Source organism: Paenibacillus sp. G34 (assembly GCF_056856875.1).
Map to the genome: position 1 here is coordinate 5,977,747 of NZ_CM166469.1, position 23,683 is coordinate 6,001,429.

Genomic DNA, 23,683 nt, shown 5'->3' on the forward strand with positions numbered 1-23,683 from the left:
AGACGACCTAACTAGTCTAGATTTCAAATAAATTTTTCCCTATATTTGGGTTATGGTAGCATATATTCTAATATTAATCTTATAATCTCTGTCATGTGTGTGTGACGTAAGTAGTGAATATGTTGGTTGGTTCGTTGGTTCGTTGGTTCGTTGGTTGGTTCGTTGGTTCGTTGGTTCGTTGGTTGGTTCGTTGGTTCGTTGGTTCGTTGGTTGGTTCGTTGGTTGGTTGGTTGGTTCGTTGGTTGGTTGGTTCGTTGGTTGGTTGGTTCGTTGGTTGGTTCGTTGGTTGGTTGGTTGGTTCGTTGGTTGGTTGGTTCGTTGGTTGGTTGGTTGGTTGGTTGGTTGGTTGGTTGGTTGGTGGTGCTGGTTGGCGGTTGTAGTTAAGCATAAGTGGGATGTGTGTAGAGTAAATCGAGAGTAGATAAGTCGTTAGAAAGTAGCTTGAGCAGAGGCCTAACTATATAAATGCGAAGAAATTCCAGCAGTGTACTCTCTTTTTTAAGTTTCCATTATACGCTAACGATCACCAGAAACCTTATTTCACGTATATTGAAGGGTTTTACATTCTAACGATCACCAGAAGCGTTATTTGGATGAATTTGCTGTAAAAGATAGCATTTTGACCGAAGTTCAGCAAAATAAGCTCCACTGGGATCGTTAGAATTCCAAGGACCCTGTTTGGGGACAAATAAGGCTTCCTGAGATCGTTAGAATTCCAGAGCTTCCAAACTATAAATCTGGAGTTACTAAAATGCAAAATGAGAAAACCACCTGAACCATCAGCATGCGGCAGCGCGTCTGTTTGAACATCCTCCACTCGTTGGATACTATTAGACGAGTGAAGATACCGTTCAGTTTCAAGTGGTTTGTTTGTTTGTTTGTTTGTTTGTTTGTTTGTTTGTTTGTTTGTTACTTGCGGAACTTTATCGTATCGACCTTTTTAACTTGTTACGTATCAATTATGCGGAGACATTCTCCTGCAACTATTCACAAACCATTACTCTAGCAATTCTCAACATCTCGTTTGCACCATTTGCAGAGTCTATATAAGCATTCAGCTTAGTCTCCTGCGAGCAAACGAATGTTATCGTCATTTACGACACAAGCTATAACTGTACCAGTCCAACGTGCGCTTCCTGCGAACGATTGGGCATTACTCTGTATCTACATCAGCATTCAGCGTACGTTTTCCTTGAGCGATTTGGCATTACTACATCTGTAGCATACGCAATATCTTAACCAGCGCCCAGCGTGCACTCACCGCAAAGCAAACACACATTACTTTCCGTCTGCTGCTACATTTGCAGATCAATTTTTAGCTACATCTACAGTCTCTGCACCGCAGTCCTCATTTTGCTCCGGCAGGGACCAGACGGACACACCTCCGCCGCATACGTGGAACGTAGCCCAGCCATCTTCCTCGATGGTGATCGTGTCCTCGCAGCTACGCGTCAGATCTTCCCAGACCTCTCCTGCACGATGCTCGCCGACAAACATTCTCTTCTCACCGTCATCCCCATTCGAGATGACTACTGCGCAGCCGGAGCCTTCGATCTCTTCTACACCGAGGCGTACCCAACCAATGGTATTGGGATGATCGAAATAGTCTACTTGCTCTCCATAGGCTTTGTTGCAACGAGCTGACAAAAGAATGTCCAAAATCTCTTTTTTTCCATCCACCGGTTCAGGTCCGCCAATCCCGTAATAATCGCCGTAAAATACGACGGGATATCCGTCACGACGAAGTAATGTCAGTGCATACGCGCTCGGCTTAAACCAATCGCCAACCCAGGATTCCAGAGCCTCATGGGGTTGTGAATCATGATTATCCACAAAAGTTACCGCATGGGTTGGATGCGTCTGAACGAGGGTATCGTCAAAGATTTTGGAAAGATCGAAATTTCGCCCCGCCAGAGAAGCCTCGTGAAACTTATAGTGCAGGGATACATCAAACAGGTCAATCTGGTAGTCCACCGTGTCCAGAAACGTACGACAGGCATCCAGGTTCGAGTTCCAGAACTCGCCCACAATGTAGAAATCCTGACCGCGTTTGCGAATCATCTCCGCAGCAAATTCCTTAATGAACTCATGGTTGATGTGTTTAATCGCATCCAGTCGGAAACCGCCACATTGCAGCGTATCAATCAGCCATTTGCCCCACTCGATCATCTCATGCCGCACATCTGGGTGGTTGTAATCTATATTGGCAAACATCAAATAATCATAGTTACCAAATTCATCATCGACATTTTCATTCCAATTTTTGTTCTCACCCGCAATACGGAACACACCCGTCCGCTCTTCCTTGGCATCAAAATCGGTGCCGTTGAAGTGTTCAGATGTCCACTTGAAAGAGGAGTATTGATCACCGCGTCCAGGGAATGTGAATTTCGTCCAGCCTTCAATCTCAAACGGTTCGGAAATTTCCTTGGTCCGGTCATTGGGATCAACCTCAATTACCTTGAATACTTCCTTCTCGTCTGCTCCGGCCTTATGGTTCATCACGAGATCAACATAGACAGCGATGCCACTCTTCTGACACTCGGCAATGGCCTCCACCAGCTCCTGCTTGGTGCCATACTTGGTGCGTATCGTACCCTTTTGATCAAATTCGCCCAGATCGTACAGATCATACACGCCATAACCTGTATCGTCTGCAGACACAGCTTTGGTTACAGGAGGCACCCATACCGAGTCTATGCCTTTGGCTTTCAGTTCCGGGGCCATGTCAGCAAGTCGTTTCCAATGATCGCCGTCTGCAGCCAAATGCCATTCAAAAAACTGCATCATCGTATGATTTTTCTTCATCACAAACCGACCTCCTTGATTTGCATGCGAAGCGGACCGCGGAACGGATAGGGTATCGCCGTTGTTCGTTCGTGCTAACCAAGTTATAACCCGTTTACCCTATGTTTCAATCATGAAAATGAAAGAATGTTAAGAAATTCAAGAAAAATTTTCGAAAAATATTGAAAAACAGAGCAGAAGATATGGATAATCCGTTAAATCCATCTATAATCCAACCATTCTTCAGGTAACAAGGAACGATACGGTTCCTGTGTAAAACGATCATCGACCAGCACGAGCACCCCTTTATCTTCTTCGGTTCGAATGAGCCTTCCTCCAGCCTGCAGAACCTTGTTCATACCCGGAAATACATAAGCGTAGTTAAAACCGTTGCGTCCCGATCTGTCAAAATAATCCTTAAGAACGTTATTCTCCAGACCAATCTGCGGCAGCCCTGCACCTACAACGACAACACCATTCAGACGGTCTCCTGGCAGATCGACGCCCTCAGAGAATACGCCACCCATCACCGCAAAAACGAGACGTGTACGCTCGGGATTCGGTTGGAATGCCGCCAAAAACTGCTCCCGCTCCTGCTCGTTCATACCTTGCTCCTGCATTACTGTATCCGCATCACTTGCCCCCGGAAGCTGTGTGTATGCCTGAAAAATCTCACGCATGTACGGATAGGAAGGGAAAAAGACCAGCAAATTGCTGCGCGGCCACTCGGATACGAGCTGCTGTAACATCTCGGCAATTGGACGTTTGGAACGCTCCCGGTCTTTGTAACGTACAGACAGAGGCATAAGCCGAACATCCAACTGCTCTCGGTTAAACGGTGACGGAATCTGCAGTGTATAGTCCTCCTCCTCTGCCCCCAGCATATCCCGATAATAACGAAGGGGTGATAGGGTAGCCGAAAAGTGAATGGTCGAACGGAAACCTTTGGCTGTCTGACGTAGCTGCTGTGACGGGTCCAGACAGAATAGCTTCACCCGCACCTCGCTTCGCACACACTCCGCATACGTGATGAAACGCTCGTCGTACAGCTTGGCAATCCGCACGAAATTTTGCGCCGTAAAATACGCATCCAGCAGCAGTTGATCCATCTCGGCATTGCCCGACCCACCTTCGACCAAGCATTGCTCCGCCACCAGAATAAACGGCTCCAGCCGTTCGATTAGCTCCTCTGGTGCCTCCTGTTGAATGATCTTGCCCTCTTCTCCGCCGTTCTTGCGAAGGGTAATCAGATACTTGTCGATGGCTCCGGTGTAGTCCACAATTGCTTTGGCGGCGGGCACGTTGCTGCCCAGCGTCTGGAACTCTCTTTTGACATCGAGAAATACGGCTTTTTCCAGCTCCGCGGAGAACATCATGCGCCCACGATCCACCAGATTATGTGCCTCATCGACCAGCAGCACTGTTTTGCGCTTCTGTTCTTCCAGCATGCGCTTAAGCGATATACGCGGATCAAAAATATAGTTATAGTCACAAATCACCGCATCGGCTGCATACGCCGCATCCAGTGAAAACTCAAACGGACAGACCCGATGTTTACGGGCATACTGCTCAATGACGGGCCGTGTCATCAGTGTCTCATGTCCCAGCATGTCCAGCACAGCGCCGTTAATCCGGTCGTAATATCCTTCGCACATGCCGCACTGGCCTGTATCACAAGCTTCCTCGTCCTTGAAACAAATTTTGTCCTTCGCCGTCAGGCTGATGACATGCATGTTCAGCCCTTCCGCCTGCATTCGGGCAAAAGCTTCCTCCGCTGCTACTCTCGTTGTCGTTCTCGCAGTCAGGTAGAACAAGCGGCTGGCCTCGCCTTCACCGATGGCCTTCACCGTAGGGAAAAGCACGGACATCGTTTTGCCGATGCCTGTAGGTGCTTTCGCCATAAGGCCCTGCCCTTCACGAATGGTTTTGTACACTGCCCCTGCCAGTTTGCGCTGTCCCTCCCGGTATTTTCGAAAAGGAAACGGCAGCTCGCGTACACTAACATCCCGCTCTGCCTCATAAGCAGCAATCATCTCGGCGTACGGTGCATATCCAGCGATCACCTCTGCTGCAAATCCCTCCAGTTCCTGCCGCTCCGCCATGCGGCGAAACCGTCGTTCCTCACCCGTCACCGAATGCACATACGTCAGCTGTACCTGCATCCGCGGCTCATCATGCTGTGCAGCATACATATAGGCATACATCTTCGCCTGCGCCCAGTGTACGTCGAGTCCGCCCTCCAGCTCGTCCAGGTTGCCTGCTGTGGATTTGATTTCATCCACCGTCAGCTGTCCCTCCAGGCGGATCAGGCCGTCACATCGCCCTTCGATGACGTATGTCAGATCCCCGTGCTGAAGCTCGGCTTCCAGCACGATTTCTTTTAAATCCTCTTCGGTATATGCCTTCTGCACCCGCTGATGAATTCGTGTTCCCTCCTGCATCGATGCATTGGTGCGGAATCCTGGTCGTATGCTGCCACTGCGATACACGTACTCGACCAACGGCCTGACTGATATCCGAATTGTTGTTTTCATACGATCACCCGTTCTGTTTGTAGTGGTTCTACTTTATCATGAAACGGGTGGCCCTAACCAGATTTTTGGCAAATTGGACTCGTCCGTTCCCGTATGCTATGTTTGGGTTATACGATGAACTAAATCGTGTTACACTTAGCCAATCTGATGATAGAACAACCTTACGATCACTATATCCCCATATTTTATTGTATTTTCACAAATGTAAATATCCAAGCCTATGCTTATAAAGCAGCTTTCTCGCAGAAAGCTTCTAGGTGGACAATTTTCTTTTTAGGCTTGTTTCTGTCCTCTACGTTCTCGTATAAAAATATAATCAAACTTATATAGAATTTACGTATAAAAAGGAGGCCGAATTTCTTATGTATATTTATTTGGTTCCATCTCCATTACCGGATGCACTTGCAGCTTATCCGCATCTAAGTTTCAGAAGTGCGGAAGATCAGGTGCTTCTCGCTATTGAAACCAATGATCGTCTGCTGCATATCGAGTCAGATGAACAAGTGGCTGTTTACGAGGCTTTTGACGATGCCGGATCGTGGACTGGCGGTGGATTCGCTGTACTGAACAACATCCCTGTTACTGATGATGGACGGAATGATTTTGAGGAACGTTTTAAAAATCGTGCCCGCAAAGTAGAAGATGAACCCGGATTTGTCGGTATTCGTGTACTTCGTCCGCTTAAGAGTGATACGTATGTCGTACTAACACTGTGGCAGACGGAGGAGAATTTTAAGGGCTGGCAGCAGTCGCAAGCCTACAACCACGCTCACCGCAATCGCAGCACAAGTGAAGGCCTGACTGCACAGAAACCAACCATGTTCCCTCGGCCTTCATTTGTAACAACGTATACGATTGAGTAGCTGGATTAGAGTAAAGTTGGGGAGTTACGCGTACGTGGATTTGCATTGTACCGATTGAGTGAGAAGTTAGGTATTTTACCGCAGGCGTGCAGATTCACATCAAGGGAAAGCGGCGCAACAGAGGGCTGACAGGCGGTAAAAAAAGGAAATTAAGTGGGTTTCAAGACACGCTTCAAGACACGCCTTAGTATTCGAAATTCTAACGATCTCAGGGGATCTTATTCTGCCCTTTTTGCCCTTTTGGAGATCTAACGATCTCAGGTGACGCTATTTTTATCAAATTCACAGTTTCAGCTCGAAAATAGCCGTTTTTCGCTAAAATAAGGTCTCTCCTGATCGTTAGATTTTGAAACTGTGCTCAAACGCCTAAATAAGGCTATCTGAGATCGTTAGCACATTTCCCCCACCCTTTTTCAGCCTTATTCAGGAAAGCCTCAGTTGCCCTCCATGGAAAAAAGCATCCGTAATTCAGAACTGAAACAGACCGAATTACGGGTGCTTTTTTAAACTTTAGTTATACTTATGCCACGTTCCAGCTCCAATTCAAACCACCGCTTCATCTCCAGCACTAGCACCACACACCATAAATCCACGCTGACACCTTACATACATTTACTCCAGCTTGTGCTTCTATAGTTCAGATGTTCTCAGCCTAACTCCTCTGCATCTGCTGCTGTGCGTCAACTTACAACGGGAGCAATGCCACGGATTCACGGGCATTCAATTGTTCTACCATGGAAAGCCACTCTTGCGGTTTATTGGGCAGTACAGCATAGTACCGATTCAGGAAATCGGCAACCAGACTGGATGGCAGCTCCGAAAGTGACTCATCGCCTGGCATAAAGCACAGATCCAGGCCTCCTACCGCTTCACCGTCTCCTTGCCAGGATGGATGCACATACGGGAAATCCAGGCGCTGATACCCCAGATGTGACAACACTTCGCGGCGTACGTATGGGTCCATCGGTTTGATGCCGCCAAACGCATGATCCTGGCTTAGATAAGGATTGTAGATCTCGGCAAACATGCCAAACAACGCTTTGCCATTGGCAGCAGCGAGTTGCTGCAGATCACGCTTACGGTGATTCGCCAGGAACGCCCCGATTCCCAAACCTTCGCGCCCAATAATGGTGAAATCAGTCATGGCTACATTCCAGTCCTTATAATAACGGTACTCCGTTGCACCGACCACTTGACCCTCATGTACAGCGACAAACACCCGAATGCCAGGGTCCTCCAGCGGTTCAGCCCATAACGGGAAGTCCAGCACTTCCTCTGGCGGGAAAATTTCCTGCATCAGTTTGTGCATTTGAGCGAACAACGGGTCTTGTATGGATGTAATGCGTGTGAATTCCATAGTTAAAAGCCTCCTAATTAAAATATGTATTCAATGCAATTGTTTGTTTTATTGTACAGCGATCTCAATAACATCAGCTACGACGACTTTATTTTGTCACAATCCACCAAGGCCAAAGCTGAGAAAGCACACATCAAAAAAATGGACACCAGCCCTATTTAAAAGGATTACGCCACTCCATCAGAGCCGCATAATGACAAGATTCCTCGTCATCCAGATAATCGGCAGCTACACCAACAGGCATACGCCCACATCGTAGCAGAAAAGAAATGACCGGGTCATGCCTCTCTCCAGCGGCAACCTGATCCAGATATTGTTGCGCTGACATCTGCTCAGCCACCCGATGATATCCCGGCATCCGCCCTGCTCCAAGCAAACGATCCAAACCTTGTGCGATCACAAGATGGTACATGGCCTGCATCATGAGCTGAGCCAGCCCCCATTTGCGATATTTCGGACGGACACAGAGGTCGACGATGTATAACGTGTTCCCATCCGGCTGGTGATTGCGGATATATCCGTCATCTGTAACCTCTGCCCACGTATGGCTGGATGGGTGCGCAGCATCCCACTGCATTCGCAGTGCGGTCATCGAGCCAGCCAGTTCCCCGTCTACCTCGATGCAGATAGCTCCCTCAGGATAATGCTGCACATGACTACTGAGCTGCTCCTGGTTCCATAGTAGTTCCTCCGGATATGGTGGTGGAAAACTTTCCGCCTGAATGCGAATCAGCTCTTCAAAATCGGAAGCTACATAATTGCGGATTACCGCTTTAGCTCGACCATTTTTGTTTTCACCATCTTTGGTACTACCATCAGGCGCAACTATCAGCATTTCTTTGACATACATCCCGCTTAATCCCTCCTGCGTAATTTTACTCCCAATCCGTATACAGATCGGTGCGGCGGTCACGCCAGGTTGTTACGGAGCCACGTTCACGCACCTCATACAGCAAGTCCAGATCAAGATCGGCTGTGACGATCATGTCGTTGTTAATCTCACCTTCAGCCAGAATACCGCGCGGCGGAAATGGCACATCATTCGGTGTAATCATCGCAGCTTGTCCATAATTGGCACGCATGAAATCAACCGTCGGCAGATGGCCTACCGTCCCCGTTAATACAACGTATACCTGATTCTCCACCGCACGCGCATGACTCGTATACCGTACCCGATAAAATCCGTGGCGGTCGTCCGTGCAGGAAGGACAGAAAATCACATCTGCGCCCTTGGCTTTTGCCATACGTACGATTTCGGGGAATTCAATATCGTAACAAGTCAGCATCGCAATGCGGCCTTTGTCCGTATCAAACACTTCCAGTCCGTCACCCGCAGCCATATTCCACTCCGTCACTTCAGTCGGCGTAATATGAATCTTGGCCTGGCGCGCAATCCGTCCATCCGGGTAGAACATATGCGCCGTATTGTACAGCTTGCCTTCCTTTCGAATAACGTGAGTACCTCCGATGAGATGCATATTGTATTTGGCAGCAAGGGAGATAAACAACTGCTCATATTGCTCTGTAAAATCAGGTAAATCTTCAATTGTTAATGCATTTCCCTGTGCGTCCCCAATGGACATTAATTGTGTGGTGAAAAATTCAGGGAACAGCACGAATTCCGTTCCGAATTCATCTGCTGTCCGTATGTAATGTTCCGCCTGAGCGGCAAACTCCTCAAATGAGCGGATCGTTTGCAATTGGTATTGTACAGCGGATACCCGCAGTTTCATAAGTTCCACTCCCCCATCAGTATTTATATTTTCATTGTATCAATGATTCAGCATCATTTCATCTGTTCGCCCAGCATCGACTGGGTAAATGTAATCCACTCCCGGGTAGCAAAAGAAAGGTATCGATCCTTCCGCCAGATCATGCCAAGCTGCCATGGAATGATTGGCTCCACGACCGGAATGATCCGCACACGCATATCATCGACTTCGCGACAGATCGTCTCCGGCAGCAGGGCAACGCCTAGATTTGCCGCCACCATCGCACTTAACAGATCCCACTGGGAACTTTCATACACGACTCGGGGCTGGAATCCGGCCTGCTGACAAGCCACAATAATACGGTCATGGAGCGCAAAATCCTCCCGGAACAATACAAAGGCATCCTGTTCCAGTTCATGGAGCGCAACCGACTCTTTGGCGGCAAGCGGATGCGAGGGATGTACAAGCAGATTCAGCTTTTCCTGAACAAACACAAAATGATCCAGCAGCTCATCCACTGTTGGTAGCACGGCCACACCGATATCCAGTGCACCGCTGATAACATCGGCCTCCACTTTTTTCGCCCCGTCCTCGAACAATTGAATGCTCACTTGGGGATACGCTTTGTGGAACTCACCGATAATCATCGGAAAGAAGCTTGATCCCACCATCGGCGGCAAACCAATGCGCAGATGTCCCTTCTTCAGATTCATCAGATCGTCCAGCTCGGACGAAAGACTGCGAAATGATTTTTCAATCTCCAGTGCTTGCCGAAAAAAGACATGCCCCGCATCCGTTAACTTCACCTGTTTACCATAACGATCCAGTAAGGTTACGCCCAGCTCATCCTCCAGGTTTTTGACGGTTTTACTGATTGTGGGCTGGGTGATATACAGCACCTCGGCAGCTTTTGTGAAGCTCTGCTGGCGGGCAACCTCCAGGAAATATTGCAAATGGCGAATATCCATCGTTTCGTTCCACTCCTGTCCTTCTACCATAACTAGCCCCATCATAGATAAATGGAATAGAAAACATTCTTAATATGCATTTTACTCATGAAAGAATGCGATGTAAAATTTGTGATACGAAACAACATTTCCATTCATTTTTCACAAACATTCAAATGAAACGCATCAAAAACATGTTCATATATAAAGGAGGGATTCATGTGAAAAAATGGGGCATCGGAATTGCACAAGTTGCACTGTTAATGGTTTTTTCACTGCTCATGGACCTATTGGCCCGTGCTCTCCACCTACCTGTACCAGGCTCCATTCTCGGGATGGTTATTCTGTTTATCATGCTTCAGACCGGTGTGGTGAAACTGCGCTGGATCGAAATCGGTGCGGCATGGCTGCTCGGTGAACTGCTGTTATTTTTTATCCCGTCGGCGGTTGGCATTATGAATTACATGCCCATGCTGGAGCATGACGGATTACAGATTTTATTTATCGTACTGCTGAGCACTTTTCTAGTTATGGCCTGTACCGGCCTCGTTGCTACACGCATTGCCAAACGAAAGGAGCGTCATACGGGATGATCGGATTTTTATGTCTGTTATTAACGGTCGGAATCTACATGGTTGCTAAGCGAATGTATCGCAGTCTGCCTAAAGTCTATCTGTCACCATTGCTCATTACACCTTTGTTGGTTGTAGGCATACTTCTAGTGACGGGTACAGATTATGCGGCATACAGTAGCGGAGGTAAATGGCTTAGCCTTCTACTGCAACCTGCTACGGTCGCATTTGCGGTACCGCTCTACACCTTCTTCCATGTACTCAAAAAACATATTTCCGAGATTGTGGTCAGCGTCATGACCGGCTCAGTTGTGGCTGTGCTCTCTTCTGCCATGCTTGCAAAATGGTTGCACCTCGACTCCGGCTTGATTCATAGTCTGATTCCGCGCTCGATCACAACGCCTATTGCGATGAATGTATCGGCTTCCATCGGGGGCATCCCGGCAGTTACGGCCGTATTTGTAATTATGACGGGGCTACTTGGTGCTATTATGGGGCCTTCCATCGTCAAAATGCTTCGTATTGATGGCGAGATTGCACGGGGTACTCTGCTTGGAACCGGTGCCCATGGCACGGGAACTTCGAAAGCTTTTGAACTAAGTTCGCTAACGGGGACCATCTCCAGTATCTCCATGGTTTTGGCCGCACTCTTCACTTTAGCCGTCGCTCCCGCGCTCTCTAAACTTATTTTCCCATAATAGTTGGAATAATCCCTTTTTTTTGAAATATTATTGTTGTATTAAAGCCCTTTCTTCCTTACAATAAGGACAGGTTTTAATGTTAATATTGCGGGGGAGATGCGATGAAAAGAACCGGAATGAAGAGATCTCTGGACCGTCTCGGACGAATTGTCCTTCCCAAAGAAATGCGGGATACAATGGAAATCCATATCGGCGATCCGCTTGAATTTTTCATTGAAGGGAAAGAGTTGATTTTAAGGAAGTACAAATCAACATTGTGTATTTTTTGCGGTGACGTGGATACGGAAATGTATTTCAAAGAGCAATTCATCTGCCGGACTTGTGCAATTCAATTAAAACACCCAGATGACACTCCCGACTGGTTCGTACCTGAAAACAAACAGGTTTCTGCACCCAAAGAACGTCCTGTTGCTAAACCCGTAGCTTCCTCAGCTTCCTCTTGGGAAGAAGGAGATGCTGCGAGCAAGGACTACCCCGACCTGCGGCCAAAGACGGCGCGCATGCTGCAACAGATGAAAGAGATTATCGAACAGCACCCTGGACTCGCTCAACAGCAAATTGCGGAGAAACTTGGCATTAGCCAGGGACGCGTCTCTCAACTAAAAAAGTTATTATAATTTCAATTTAAGATGATCATGAATATACAGCATACTTCCAAGAAGGAAGTTACGCTGAAAAAGAACCCATTGTTGCATCGGGTTCTTCTTTTTTTGTACGTATTCTATTACGCTTCCACCATATCCATGCTGTTTTCTTCCTCTTCCAGTCTGTGCAGACTGACCAGCAACACCACAATGTTTGCCACAAGTAATACTGCTGGAAGCGGTACAGCTGCATACTGTACATAGATTAGATGGCTGCCTACAGCTCCAATCAGAATAAATGTGAGTATTCCGGAAGCCAAAATACGGGTGCGCGGGATCAGCAAACCAACTGCACTAAGCAGTTCCAACACACCGATCAAATACATTGTCCATGTTGGATAGGAGAAACTCTCGAATGTCTCAATCATCATATCTGCCCCCGTGACTTTCGTGTATCCTGTCATGACGAATACACCCGCCAGCACTACCAAAAAAACATATCCCAACACTTTCTTCATATCTTTCATCTCCTGATCATTAAATTGTTAGTTTAGAAGCTTCAACTCATCCGCGGAATGATATGTACATCTATAATACGTATTATTATTCACAAACTTACTTTTATGAAGTGAGTATATAATAATAAGATAATTTCATCAAGTAATTTTTCGTGAAATGGTGTATAATACATACAAAAGGTATGTTACAGTATATTTTGTAGTGACCTTCCTTCATATGAAGTACTTGAATTTCTTAGAGCGGCAGATCGTTTTGTCCTTTTATATAGCGTTGTACTCCACATTTGCCATGAATCGAGGTGAAACACGTTGAAGCTGAGAAAAGTAAAATCCCCAAGCCCCTGTCTGATTACACAGGCCATGGATATCATCGGGAAAAAGTGGGTGCTGCTGATCATGTATCAGCTGTTGTCTGGACCAAAACGGTTCACGGAACTCGAGGCCGAGATGGCCATTAGCGGACGGCTGTTATCGGAGCGTTTGAAAGAGATGGAGACAGAAGGTATCGTAACCCGGCATATGTATCCCGAGATTCCTCCCCGTGTGGAATATGAACTTACCCCTAAAGGTAGAGCGATTGAACCGGTCATTAATCAAATTTATAGTTGGTCTTCGGACTGGTTAAAAGAACAGCAGCAATTGAAGTAGTTCGGTTACTGCTACACGAAGGGAAGCAGTGCTATCCCATCCCAAATGAACGCTTGTTATGGCCTGAGTCACTGCAAGCTGTAAAATTGCTGCAAGCATAATAAAAAACGCCTGCACCAGAACCACAGAGTATATGGTTCCGGTCGCAGGCGTTTTTGAACTGCAACTTTCTATTGAAGCTTGGGAATTTATTGTAAGATTAGCTTTCGAATCCTGTATGGCAGCCTTCTAACGCGCGAGGCGCGATGAGGACTGTAGCTTTACAGGCAGACCCGAGTCTACAGATTCCAGTGCGGCGACAGTGATCTCCTGTGTACGGCATGCATCTGCGTAATCGGACAAAATACGGGAGCGATCACCTGTACGAAGCGCATGAATGAACGCATCATTTTCACGTTCATAGGGATTCTGTCCAGCTGAAACCTCAAGTCCAGCCATCGGATGCGAAGCCGCACTCGGTAACAGAAGACGGTCGGGTGTCCAGTCCCATACACCGGCATCCGTATAGAATTGCAGCCCGGCTCCACCTTCACCGTCAGGCAGCAAGCACGTGTTCGCAATGCTTGCAATCGCACCGCTTTCCAGCTTCAGCGTCACGTTTGCTACGTCATCAACCGTCACATGCTCATGCTTCTCATGCATGCTGCGCTGAGCCGCTACAGCATAGACTTCTGTCACTTCGCCTGCACAGAAACGGAGTAAATCCACGATATGGGTCGTCTGCTCGACGAACTGTCCTCCAGAGCCGTCTTGACGGCGCCACCAGCTAACTCCAGGCATGCCGCCCATCCAGCGCCCCAGAGCCATGCCTACTTTCTGTTCCTGCATCGCTTGTTTCATGACCTGCGCAGCACCTTGATAACGGAAATGATATCCTACAGAAGTTAACAAAGACGACTGTTGCACTTGCTCCAGTATGCGGAGCGGTACGTCCATTCCTGTGCTGAGTGGTTTCTCCACCAGGAACGGAATGCCCCGTTTGATCAACTCTGCCTCAATGAATCCGTGGGACATGGGAGGCACACAGATGTATACAGCATCCAGCTTTTTACCGTCCAGCATATGTTCAAGATTATCGTAACCTGTAGCATCATATACGGATGCCATCGCTTCTGCCTTTTCAAGGGTCGTTCCACATACACTCGCGACGCAAACACCTTCCATACGTGTAAGAATATCTGCGTGTACTTTACTGAACCAGCCTGTTCCTATGATTCCGATCTGCAATGTCATGGATGTAATCCCCTCTCTGTTACGCGCTTACATGTTCCATTCGACCCAGACTCGCAAATTCCTGCCACTCTAACTCTTTCCGGATGCTTCCAGCAACAGCTGATCCAGTTCTTTGGCATAGGTGTCTATCTGCTTCCCAGACCATCCAAGCTGTTCTGCCATATACATGCTGACGGCTGATTTATAACGGCGAACCTCATCGATGCGGAAAAATAAATTCCCCGTTCGGCGTACCCAGAAATCAGCTGGCGTCGCCGCCATCTCTTCCTCCATTGCGTAACGAAGCATCAGCAAAAGCTCCTGCGGTATACTTTGAAGCTCTGCCTTGGTTCTTGGATCAGGCATACGCTCATACAGCGCATCCACGTTGGAACCATACGTACGGGCCAGACGCTCCGCTGCTTTCCGATCCAGACCCAGCGCGACGCCATCCTTGATCTTGCGTTCGGTATACGACACGTATCCAGCCGAGCCGCCAACATCTCCCCCGGAGATTGGCATCTTTTTGGTCACACATGGACCTGGGGTATGCCCGAATTCCTGTTGCATCTGACGTGCGACCAGATCTACAACCATTTCAGCCATTTTACGATAACCTGTCAGTTTTCCTCCGGCAATGGTAATCAAGCCCGAATCGGATACCCAGATTTCATCCTTACGCGAAATCTCTGAAGGTCCCTTGCCCTCTTCATGGATCAGCGGGCGCACGCCTGCCCATCCAGACTCCACATCCTGTGCACCAATCTGAACTTCCGGGAACATGCCGTTCACCGCATCAATGACATAATCGCGGTCTGCCTCCGTGATGAGTGGATGCGCCGGATCTTCGCGGTATACCGTATCCGTGGTGCCTACATAGGTTTTGCCATCCCGCGGCACAGCAAAGACCATGCGTCCATCAGGCGTATCAAAATAAACGGCTTGCCGCAGCGGAAAACGTGCACTGTCGAATACCAGATGAATGCCTTTGGTCATCTGCAACGTTTTCCCTTGGCGTGAGCCATCCACCTCACGCAGGCTATCGACCCATGGACCTGAAGCATTGATTACTTTTTTGGCTCTAATCGTATAGCTGTTCCCATTCAGTTGATCCTCCGCATGAATGCCTACAATGTTCCCATTCTCCTTCTGGAACGAGGTTGCTTTCATATAATTTACAGCCAATACGCCGTGCCGTACTGCTTCTTTCATGACTTCAATCGTAAGCCTCGCATCATCCGTCCGGTACTCCACATAACGCCCGCCGCCCAGCAGCCCCTGCTTCCTTAGCAAAGGTTCAATAGCAGATGTATCACTGGCATTCAACATCTGCCGCCGCTCACTGCGTTTCACTCCTGCAAGCCGGTCATACACCATCAAACCTATGGACGTACTGAAACGGCCAAAAGTACCGTTTGTATATATGGGTAATAACATCGGTTCTGGCGTTGTCACATGGGGTCCATTCTCATAAACCACCGCACGCTCCCGTCCAACCTCCGCTACCATCTTCACTTCAAACTGCTTCAAATAACGCAAGCCGCCATGCACCAGTTTGGTTGAACGGCTCGATGTACCTGCCGCGAAATCCTGCATTTCCACAAGTGCCGTCTTCAATCCACGAGATGCCGCATCAAGTGCAATCCCCGCACCTGTAATACCGCCACCAATAACCAATACGTCAAAATGTGCATTCGACATCTGTTCCATAACTTCGGTTCGTTGTGCTGCCGAGAACGTTGCTGTCATGTACGACCCCTCCAATATTTCCCTTATTTTTCTCTAAAAAACAACAAAAAAAGGACCACGTCATTCGTTCAGCAATAGCTGAACGCACGTGGTCCCTCCCGATCTCCAGACATCATTTTTTAACTTGTAACTTAATCCTATCACAGATTTTCCGCGGCGTGAAGGCCTGTTTTAACACATTATTCAAAAAATATTCAAAAACTTTTTTTGGTCAAAGATATATTTTCAAAGCAACCCACTAAATTTACATTCTTCCTTATTGTGGATACTTGGTTCGGCACATCCAGGAAGATAATCCCTGTAAATTATGCATCATTCCCCACCAGTAAATATCATTTATAACATATTCTTAATGAAAAAGTACAAATGACCATATGCGAAATAAGAAAGGAACAGGTCTGTATTATTTAAAAGCCATGGCTGCCTTGATGGCCCGCTGCCATCCGGAATACAACTGCCCCCGCTCATCCTCAGCCATCACAGACTCAAAGATTCGCTCCGTATGATCATGTTGGTTCAACTCATCTGTATTAGACCAGAAGCCAACGGCCAGACCGGCCAGATAAGCTGCCCCGAGCGCTGTCGTCTCATTCACCGATGGACGCTCCACCGGTATGCCCAGAATGTCACTCTGGAACTGCATCAGGAAATCATTCGCTGCCGCGCCGCCGTCAACACGTAGCGCAGGTACAGGATATCCCGAATCGGTCACCATCGCCTCCAATACATCCTTGGTCTGATAAGCCAGTGCCTCAAGTGTCGCGCGGATAAAGTGTTCCTTCGTGGTGCCACGTGTTAGGCCAAATACGGCCCCTTTCACATCGCTGTCCCAATACGGGCTCCCGAGTCCTACAAAAGCTGGCACCATATAGACCCCATCCGTTGAAGGTACTCGCTTCGCATAGTCCTCACTGTCTTTGGACGATCGAAGCATACGAAGACCATCTCGCAGCCACTGTACGGCTGAACCCGCTACGAATATACTGCCTTCCAGCGCATATTGAACCTTTCCATTCACACCCCAAGCAATCGTTGTAATCAGCCCATGATCCGATTGCACAGGCTCTTCACCTGTGTTCATGAGCATAAAACACCCGGTACCGTATGTATTCTTCATGCTGCCCTCGGTATAACATCTTTGGCCGAACAGGGCAGCCTGCTGATCTCCTGCCGCTCCCGCAATCGGAACCCGGTGACCGAAGAAATGGTAATCTGTTGTATGCGCATATATCTCGGAAGAACCCCGTACTTCAGGTAGCATCGCCTTGGGAATATCCAGAATATCCAGCAATTCATCATCCCACTGGAGCTCATAGATATTATATATCAGGGTGCGCGAAGCATTGGATACGTCCGTGACATGTGTACCGCCACTCAGTTTCCAGATCAACCAGCTGTCGATGGTGCCAAACAGCAACTCCCCTTTTTCTGCACGCTCACGGGCACCAGGGACATGATCCAGAATCCATTTGACTTTGGTACCCGAAAAGTATGGATTGATCAGCAAACCTGTTTTTTGATGAAACAGGTCGTCAAGCCCTTGCGTTTTCAACTCATCGCAGATGGATGCCGTCTGTATGGACTGCCACACCACCGCATTATAAATCGGTCTTCCCGTTTGTTTATCCCATACGACTGCGGTTTCCCGTTGATTGGTGATGCCGATACCCGCAATCTGCGCAGGTTTGATGCCGCTCTCCGCCAGACAGGATGCCATGACCGCAAGGATGGAACTCCAGATTTCGTTGGCATTCTGCTCCACCCAGCCCGGTTTGGGAAAATACTGCGGAAACTCTTGCTGTGCCATATGCACAATCTCGCCACTGTGGTTAAAGAGAATTGCCCGGGAACTTGTCGTCCCCTGATCCAGAGCTAAAATGAATTTTTCCATACCATGTGCCTCCCGTTTGTAATCGGTTATGTTGTAAGCGATTTCTTAAAATGTTTGATCAAATTATCATTCGACGTTGTCACCGCTGCCGCTCCTACCCCAAGCGCATGCTCTACCTCTTCGGGTGTGCGAATCAGCCCACCGGCAATGATTGGAATGCCAGTGCGTGAGGATACCTCCGCAATAATATGCGGAATGACACCAGGCAATACCTCGATGAAGTCAGGCTTTGTTTTGGCGACCAGCTGATAACTTTTCTCCAGAGCATGGGTATCCAGCAGGAATACCCGTTGAATCGCCGTGATGCCTTTTTGTTTCGCCTTCTGAATGATGCTTGCCCGTGTGGAGATCAATCCGGCTGGACGAATATGCTGACACAGATACTCTGCGGCGTATTCATCATTCTTCAATCCCTGTACCAGATCGGCATGCAGTAAAATTTTCTTCTCATATCGCCTTGCCTGCTCCATCATGCTCTGCAGCTGTGCGATATGCGTTTCCAACATGACCCCGTAAGTATAAGGGCCTTCGATGATTGCCTCAAACTGCTTCATGCTCTTCGCAGCTGGCAAAATACGTTGTCCCTCAAATGCCACCATCGTTCCTCCTGCATTCATCAGATGCCTATATTGTATAATTCGTCACACATCAACGGCAAGTTATTTGGAGAAAGCATCTATCGCCATAAAAAAAACTGCTACTGTACTTTTCATTAGGAAAAGAACCGTAACAGTCCACCATAATAGTTACTATATAAGTTGAACTAAAGAATGTACAAACCACTCCGATATGCTCATCCATACAGGCACATTAGCAATATCACCGATCGCCCATGATTAGTGCAAGTCTGTCACCCTCTACTGTGACTACTGCGAGCGCTAACGATCAGGAGAAGCCTTATTTCGGCATATTCGGGCTTTCGAAAATTCTAACGATCCCCAGAGACGCTATTGTGCTGATATCAGCTTGATTAGGCTCATTTTTCAGGATTTTGAATGAAATAAGCTTCCTGGAGATCGTTAGATTTCAAATCTCCCCGATTCAGGGCAAATAAGCTCCATGGAGATCGTTAGCATTCCATCTTCGAATGGAGCAACCTGCGTTCCTATGAAGGTTGCATCAAGCCTGTGCGTGTGGAATACGTGCCTCTGCCTCCGCATCTCCCCAGCCATCGGCTTCTGCCAAGTGACCTGAACGGTTCACTTTGGTTTGCAGATACTTTTCGTTGTATGCCGAACGATCTCCCCACAGTGGAACACGTCCGCCCACATTGAGCCCTGCTTCTTGCAAAGCAGCCAGTTTGCGCGGGTTATTCGTAATCAACGTTACCGGAGCCGAGCGAAGTGCACGCAATACCGCGATAGCATCGTCATAATTACGCGCATCATCCGTGAACCCGAGCTGCAGGTTCGCATCTACCGTATCCAGACCTTCTTCCTGCAAAATGTAAGCCATCGCTTTGCTGAACAGGCCAATGCCCCGTCCTTCATGGTTCGCAAGATAGAACAGTGCACCTGCGCCATGTGCTGCGATCATCTTCATGGACTGCTCCAGTTGGAAACCGCAGTCACAGCGTTTGCTGCCGAAGATATCGCCTGTGTGACAGATGCTGTGCATCCGAATAAGGGCTTCCTGAGCCTCAGCGAAATTGCCATACACCAGAACGCTAGATTGCTGGCGTTCTGCCAGTTCAGCACCTGCAAGAGAGGCAATCAGCTCGCCACTTTCCATCGCTTTATCGGTTTTCAGCCAGCTGTACCACTGAAATGTTTTGGTTTCTCCATCCAGATTGACAGGCAGTTTAATCGGTCCCACCAAATGTATGAATTCTTTTCCACTCGGAAAAGTCTGGATTTTGGGGGCAAGCAGTTGAATAATATGTGAATTGATCATCGTTCGTTCCTCCTGTTAAGCATCTTCATCTCAAAATGTGTCATAATATTATGCATTCGCAGTTGCTTTGATTTTGGATCACTTACTAACGCAACACATTCAAAAGTGTCTTGTTTCCAAGCCCTGTCCACAGCAAAATATTACGTATCTATATAATCCTCACTATAATTAGTTACTTAATGTAAGTTAGTTTAGAATAAAAATTATATTGTGTCAAGTAACTTTTATTTTTAAAGTAACTACTAAATTTATGTTACGTAATGGACACAACCCGCGTGTTTCATTTACGGAAAATTGGGTATGAGTTTAAAAACTACTCATACACTATTGGTGTAGTCCATGAAGCCCAGCCTTAGTCCTTGATACTTCTTGCGTCAAACCTAATGATGAGGGGGTTAGCCTATGAACCGCCGTAGAAGAACCTGTTGGATAGCCATCATCATGGTCTGTGTCCTGCTAATCAGCGGATGCTCCATCTGGCCGGGACAGGATGATTCAGCATCCAGTAAAAAGGTAACGCTTACATTGTGGTATTGGAACCGATCCATTGACGACAAACTCATTGCCAAGGCCAAAGAGAAATTTCCGAATATTGAACTGACTGCCCAGAAGATCGGTGGGGATTTCAAAGCGAAGCTCAAAACGACCCTCGCTGCACGTTCAGGTGAGCCGGATATCGTTGCCCTTAACGACTGGATCATGGAGTTATTCCCGAGCGAGGATCGCTTCTATAACCTGTATGATCTAGGCGCAAGAGAGGTCGAAGACCAGTATTTGCCCTGGAAATGGAAGCAGGGTGTGACACCAAATGGACAGATGATCGGCTTTCCGATGGATACGGGACCAACAGCACTTTTCTATCGAGCAGACTTGTTCAAGGAAGCAGGGCTACCTTCCGAACCGGAGCAAGTTGCAAGCCAGATCGATAACTGGGATGCCTACGCTGCTGCCGGAGAGCAAATTAAGGAGAAGTTTGGCGGAAAGGTTTTTCTGACCGATAATATCGGAAGCGTTTACAATCAGGTGCTTTCTCAATCTGCAGAACGCTATTTCCGTCCAGACGGGTCGTTTATCGGCATGGATTCTGCTGCTGTACGCAAAAGCTGGGACACAGCCGTTGCTTTTAAGGAAAAGGGACTGCTTGCTAACGCTGACGGCTGGACACCTACCTGGAATGCAGCGATGAATAACGGCGAGATTGCCTCGTTTGTTGGTGCAGTCTGGATGAAGCAGGTGCTTCAGGAGGCGGCACCGGATACTTCGGGTAAATGGCGTGTTGCTCGAGCTCCTGGGGGAGATGGCAACAACGGTGGCTCCTTTCTCTCCATTTTAAAATCAAGCAAACACCCGAAAGAAGCCTTTGAATTGATTCGCTGGCTGCAAAGTCCAGAGAACCAACTGGAGCAGTATCAGACGCTCAACCTGTTCCCGTCAGCTCCAGGTGTGTTTGATAAACCAGCCATGAAAGAAAAGGAACCTTTCTTCGGCGGGCAAGCAACAGGCCCGGTATTCGCTGAATCCGCACAGCATGTGCCTGATGCTTTTTTTGGTGAACGATACCCGTCGGTACACAACATCATTACTCGGCGGCTGAACGATATTGCGAAACAGAATGCTGATCCACAGCAAGTCTGGTCGGATACGGTGCACCGCGTTGAGCGGGAGTTACAGCGTTGAGATGGACATCTCATTCCAAGCTGATATCACTTGATTTTTTGGCCTCACTGGGTCTCTTTTGATGTGGATTCGTTATCCGTAAAGGAGGAGTTGTTATGGCTGTCACCGAACCTCGTACGTCCCCTGAGTCCGGTCCGTTCCATCCCGATCTGGATCGCCAAAAATCACTCTGGGCCCGTATATGGGAGCATCGTGCACTCTATGTTGCCATCTCGCCTTTTTATATCCTGTTCGCCGTGTTTGGACTGTTCCCAATAGCATTCTCACTGTATCTGGCTTTCCACAAATGGGATGGAATCGGTGTGATGACGTATAACGGCTTGAACAATTTTAAATATATGCTCACCGATGCCGAGTTCTGGCAAGCGGTTGGCAACACGTTGATGATCTGGATCTATTCGACCATTCCGATGCTTTTCTTCGCTCTTATTATTGCGTTTCTACTACATGCGCCTTTCATCAAATTCCGTACCTTGTTCCGGGTCGGTTACTTTCTGCCCAACGTCACATCAATTGTGGCAGTAGCCATCATCTTCGGGGCATTGTTCGCAAACAATTATGGCTTCCTTAACTATCTTCTGCAGTCGGTCGGCCTTCCGGTGGTCGAGTGGCTGAATGCACCATGGGGCATCAAAATTGCCATCTCGTCCATGGTTGTCTGGCGCTGGACCGGATATAACGCCATTATCTATCTGGCCGGACTTCAGAGCATTCCGCAGACACTGTATGAAGCAGCCAAAATCGATGGGGCATCTGCTGTGCAGTCCTTCTTCCGTATTACCATTCCGATGCTGCGTCCGGTCATTCTGTTCACGGTCATCACATCTACAATTGGCGGCATGCAATTATTCACTGAACCTCAGGTGCTGGTAGGCAATGATGGTGGTGCCGGAGCAGCAGGAATGACGATCGTGCTCTACTTGTACCGCGAGTCCTTTATCAACAATTATTTTGGTTACGGCGCCGCCGTTGGCTGGGGTATGTTCCTGATTATTGCCCTGTTCTCGATCGTGAACTGGAAGCTCGTTCAAGGCAAATCATCCTGATGTGACAAGGGGGGAGCGCTCATGGCGTCCAAACATCTCAAGTCGCTGGTGCTGTATACCGGCCTGATCGGTGGCATGCTTATATCCATGTTCCCGTTCTACTGGCTAATGGTTATGTCAACACGAACCACATCCGACATCTACAAGTTTCCACCCCAGCTCTGGTTTGGCGGTGAACTGTGGAACAATATTACACGGGTTTTGCAGCAGATTGATTTCTGGGGAGCCTTTCTGAATACCCTGTTTGTGTCAGGTGTCGTGACCATTCTGGTGTTGTTCTTTGATTCACTGGCGGGGTTTGCGTTTGCGAAGTTTGAGTTTCCGGGCAAAAAATGGCTCTTCGTCCTGCTGCTCGCCACCATGATGGTGCCTTCCCAGCTGTCGCTGGTGCCTTCCTTCGTGCTCATGGCCACGTTCGGGTGGGTAGGTTCCTTCAAAGCCCTCATTATTCCGGGCATGGTCAACGCCTTCGGCATCTTCTGGATTCGTCAGTATGCGGCGGAATCCATCCCGAACGATCTGCTGGATGCAGGACGGATCGACGGATGTAATTTCTTTCGCTTGTACTGGAACGTAGCCTTGCCCATTCTGCGACCTGCGTTTGCCTTTCTCGGCGCATTCACCTTTATCGGCGTGTGGAATGACTACCTGTGGCCGTTAATTGTGCTGACGGATGCACGCAAATACACGCTTCAGATTGCGTTGTCTCAATTAAACGGACTGTATAATACGGACTATGCGATGGTCATTGCAGGTACATTGCTTGCCGTTCTTCCGCTTATCATCATGTTCCTGTTCATCAGCCGCCAGTTTATCTCGGATATTGCCGCAGGAGCGGTGAAGGACTGACTGAGGCAAGATAAGATTAAGATAAGGAAGGTATGGTAGGCGGTTTGTTAGGTGGGCACGTTAGGCAGATATGATAGGCAAGTACGATAGTGGGCTATTAGATAGATACGATAGGCAGGTACGATAGTGGGCTGTTAGATAGG

At 48.0% G+C, this 23,683-nt stretch carries 21 protein-coding genes; 8 read left to right on the forward strand and 13 right to left on the reverse strand.

Going from position 1 to position 23,683, the window contains the following annotated elements; all coding sequences use genetic code 11:
- Positions 1-91 precede the first annotated feature (91 nt).
- The 3 genes from AC1VYS_RS26960 to AC1VYS_RS26970 form a co-directional block, all read right to left on the reverse strand.
- Entirely contained in the window at positions 92-388 is a 297-nt protein-coding gene (locus tag AC1VYS_RS26960) for a hypothetical protein (RefSeq protein WP_482934440.1), read from the reverse strand.
- Between the two features lie 920 nt (positions 389-1,308).
- Positions 1,309-2,808, reverse strand: coding sequence for an alpha-amylase (locus AC1VYS_RS26965; protein ID WP_482912190.1), 1,500 nt, complete (start codon positions 2,806-2,808; stop codon positions 1,309-1,311).
- Positions 2,809-3,002: 194 nt separating this feature from the next.
- Positions 3,003-5,321 carry a helicase C-terminal domain-containing protein gene (locus AC1VYS_RS26970; RefSeq protein WP_482912191.1) on the reverse strand — a complete coding sequence of 773 codons (2,319 nt, stop codon included), beginning with the start codon at positions 5,319-5,321 and terminating at the stop codon, positions 3,003-3,005.
- A 362-nt stretch (positions 5,322-5,683) separates the two neighbouring features.
- On the opposite strand from AC1VYS_RS26970, the gene AC1VYS_RS26975 reads away from it, so the two are divergent.
- Positions 5,684-6,184, forward strand: a complete 501-nt coding sequence (locus AC1VYS_RS26975) for an antibiotic biosynthesis monooxygenase family protein (RefSeq protein ID WP_482912192.1) — start codon at positions 5,684-5,686, stop codon at positions 6,182-6,184.
- Between the two features lie 685 nt (positions 6,185-6,869).
- Here AC1VYS_RS26975 and AC1VYS_RS26980 read toward each other — a convergent pair.
- From AC1VYS_RS26980 to cidR, 4 genes are all read right to left on the reverse strand, one after another.
- Positions 6,870-7,541: a GNAT family N-acetyltransferase gene (locus AC1VYS_RS26980; protein ID WP_482912193.1), complete on the reverse strand. Its 672-nt coding sequence runs from the start codon at positions 7,539-7,541 to the stop codon at positions 6,870-6,872.
- 154 nt (positions 7,542-7,695) lie between these two features.
- Positions 7,696-8,391 carry a GNAT family N-acetyltransferase gene (locus AC1VYS_RS26985; RefSeq protein WP_482912194.1) on the reverse strand — a complete coding sequence of 232 codons (696 nt, stop codon included), beginning with the start codon at positions 8,389-8,391 and terminating at the stop codon, positions 7,696-7,698.
- Positions 8,392-8,416: 25 nt separating this feature from the next.
- Positions 8,417-9,274: a carbon-nitrogen hydrolase family protein gene (locus tag AC1VYS_RS26990; protein WP_482912195.1), complete on the reverse strand. Its 858-nt coding sequence runs from the start codon at positions 9,272-9,274 to the stop codon at positions 8,417-8,419.
- 53 nt (positions 9,275-9,327) lie between these two features.
- Positions 9,328-10,221: a cidABC operon transcriptional activator CidR gene (cidR, locus tag AC1VYS_RS26995; protein WP_482915136.1), complete on the reverse strand. Its 894-nt coding sequence runs from the start codon at positions 10,219-10,221 to the stop codon at positions 9,328-9,330.
- 200 nt (positions 10,222-10,421) lie between these two features.
- On the opposite strand from cidR, the gene AC1VYS_RS27000 reads away from it, so the two are divergent.
- The 3 genes from AC1VYS_RS27000 (at position 10,422) to AC1VYS_RS27010 (ending at position 12,090) form a co-directional block, all read left to right on the forward strand.
- On the forward strand, positions 10,422-10,793 hold the full coding sequence (locus tag AC1VYS_RS27000) for a CidA/LrgA family protein (RefSeq protein WP_482912196.1): 372 nt from the start codon (positions 10,422-10,424) through the stop codon (positions 10,791-10,793).
- Positions 10,790-11,470 carry a CidB/LrgB family autolysis modulator gene (locus AC1VYS_RS27005; protein WP_441929039.1) on the forward strand — a complete coding sequence of 227 codons (681 nt, stop codon included), beginning with the start codon at positions 10,790-10,792 and terminating at the stop codon, positions 11,468-11,470. The genes AC1VYS_RS27000 and AC1VYS_RS27005 overlap by 4 nt, the downstream gene beginning before the upstream one ends.
- A gap of 104 nt (positions 11,471-11,574) precedes the next feature.
- Positions 11,575-12,090 carry an AbrB/MazE/SpoVT family DNA-binding domain-containing protein gene (locus AC1VYS_RS27010; RefSeq protein WP_090921714.1) on the forward strand — a complete coding sequence of 172 codons (516 nt, stop codon included), beginning with the start codon at positions 11,575-11,577 and terminating at the stop codon, positions 12,088-12,090.
- A 107-nt stretch (positions 12,091-12,197) separates the two neighbouring features.
- Here the strand turns inward: AC1VYS_RS27010 and AC1VYS_RS27015 are convergent, their stop codons facing one another.
- Positions 12,198-12,575: a DoxX family protein gene (locus AC1VYS_RS27015; protein ID WP_482912197.1), complete on the reverse strand. Its 378-nt coding sequence runs from the start codon at positions 12,573-12,575 to the stop codon at positions 12,198-12,200.
- 360 nt (positions 12,576-12,935) lie between these two features.
- Here AC1VYS_RS27015 and AC1VYS_RS27020 point away from each other — a divergent pair, with 360 nt between their 5' ends.
- A complete protein-coding gene (locus AC1VYS_RS27020; RefSeq protein WP_090921779.1) occupies positions 12,936-13,223 on the forward strand; it encodes a winged helix-turn-helix transcriptional regulator in 288 nt (95 codons plus the stop codon).
- Between the two features lie 228 nt (positions 13,224-13,451).
- Here the strand turns inward: AC1VYS_RS27020 and AC1VYS_RS27025 are convergent, their stop codons facing one another.
- The 5 genes from AC1VYS_RS27025 to AC1VYS_RS27045 form a co-directional block, all read right to left on the reverse strand.
- A complete protein-coding gene (locus AC1VYS_RS27025) occupies positions 13,452-14,456 on the reverse strand; it encodes a Gfo/Idh/MocA family protein (protein ID WP_482912198.1) in 1,005 nt (334 codons plus the stop codon).
- A gap of 69 nt (positions 14,457-14,525) precedes the next feature.
- Positions 14,526-16,184, reverse strand: a complete 1,659-nt coding sequence (locus AC1VYS_RS27030; RefSeq protein ID WP_482912199.1) for a glycerol-3-phosphate dehydrogenase/oxidase — start codon at positions 16,182-16,184, stop codon at positions 14,526-14,528.
- Positions 16,185-16,587: 403 nt separating this feature from the next.
- Positions 16,588-18,075 carry a glycerol kinase GlpK gene (gene glpK, locus AC1VYS_RS27035; protein WP_482912200.1) on the reverse strand — a complete coding sequence of 496 codons (1,488 nt, stop codon included), beginning with the start codon at positions 18,073-18,075 and terminating at the stop codon, positions 16,588-16,590.
- A gap of 26 nt (positions 18,076-18,101) precedes the next feature.
- Positions 18,102-18,671, reverse strand: a complete 570-nt coding sequence (locus AC1VYS_RS27040) for a glycerol-3-phosphate responsive antiterminator (protein ID WP_482912201.1) — start codon at positions 18,669-18,671, stop codon at positions 18,102-18,104.
- A 523-nt stretch (positions 18,672-19,194) separates the two neighbouring features.
- Complete coding sequence (locus AC1VYS_RS27045; RefSeq protein WP_482912202.1) at positions 19,195-19,968, reverse strand: GTP cyclohydrolase II; 774 nt, start codon at positions 19,966-19,968, stop codon at positions 19,195-19,197.
- 402 nt (positions 19,969-20,370) lie between these two features.
- Here AC1VYS_RS27045 and AC1VYS_RS27050 point away from each other — a divergent pair, with 402 nt between their 5' ends.
- The 3 genes from AC1VYS_RS27050 (at position 20,371) to AC1VYS_RS27060 (ending at position 23,540) form a co-directional block, all read left to right on the forward strand.
- Positions 20,371-21,645 carry an ABC transporter substrate-binding protein gene (locus AC1VYS_RS27050; protein ID WP_482912203.1) on the forward strand — a complete coding sequence of 425 codons (1,275 nt, stop codon included), beginning with the start codon at positions 20,371-20,373 and terminating at the stop codon, positions 21,643-21,645.
- A 95-nt stretch (positions 21,646-21,740) separates the two neighbouring features.
- Positions 21,741-22,691 (forward strand): carbohydrate ABC transporter permease, encoded by a 951-nt coding sequence (locus AC1VYS_RS27055; RefSeq protein WP_441929049.1) that lies wholly within the window; start codon positions 21,741-21,743, stop codon positions 22,689-22,691.
- 21 nt (positions 22,692-22,712) lie between these two features.
- Entirely contained in the window at positions 22,713-23,540 is an 828-nt protein-coding gene (locus AC1VYS_RS27060) for a carbohydrate ABC transporter permease (protein WP_482912204.1), read from the forward strand.
- The last annotated feature ends 143 nt before the right edge of the window (positions 23,541-23,683 follow it).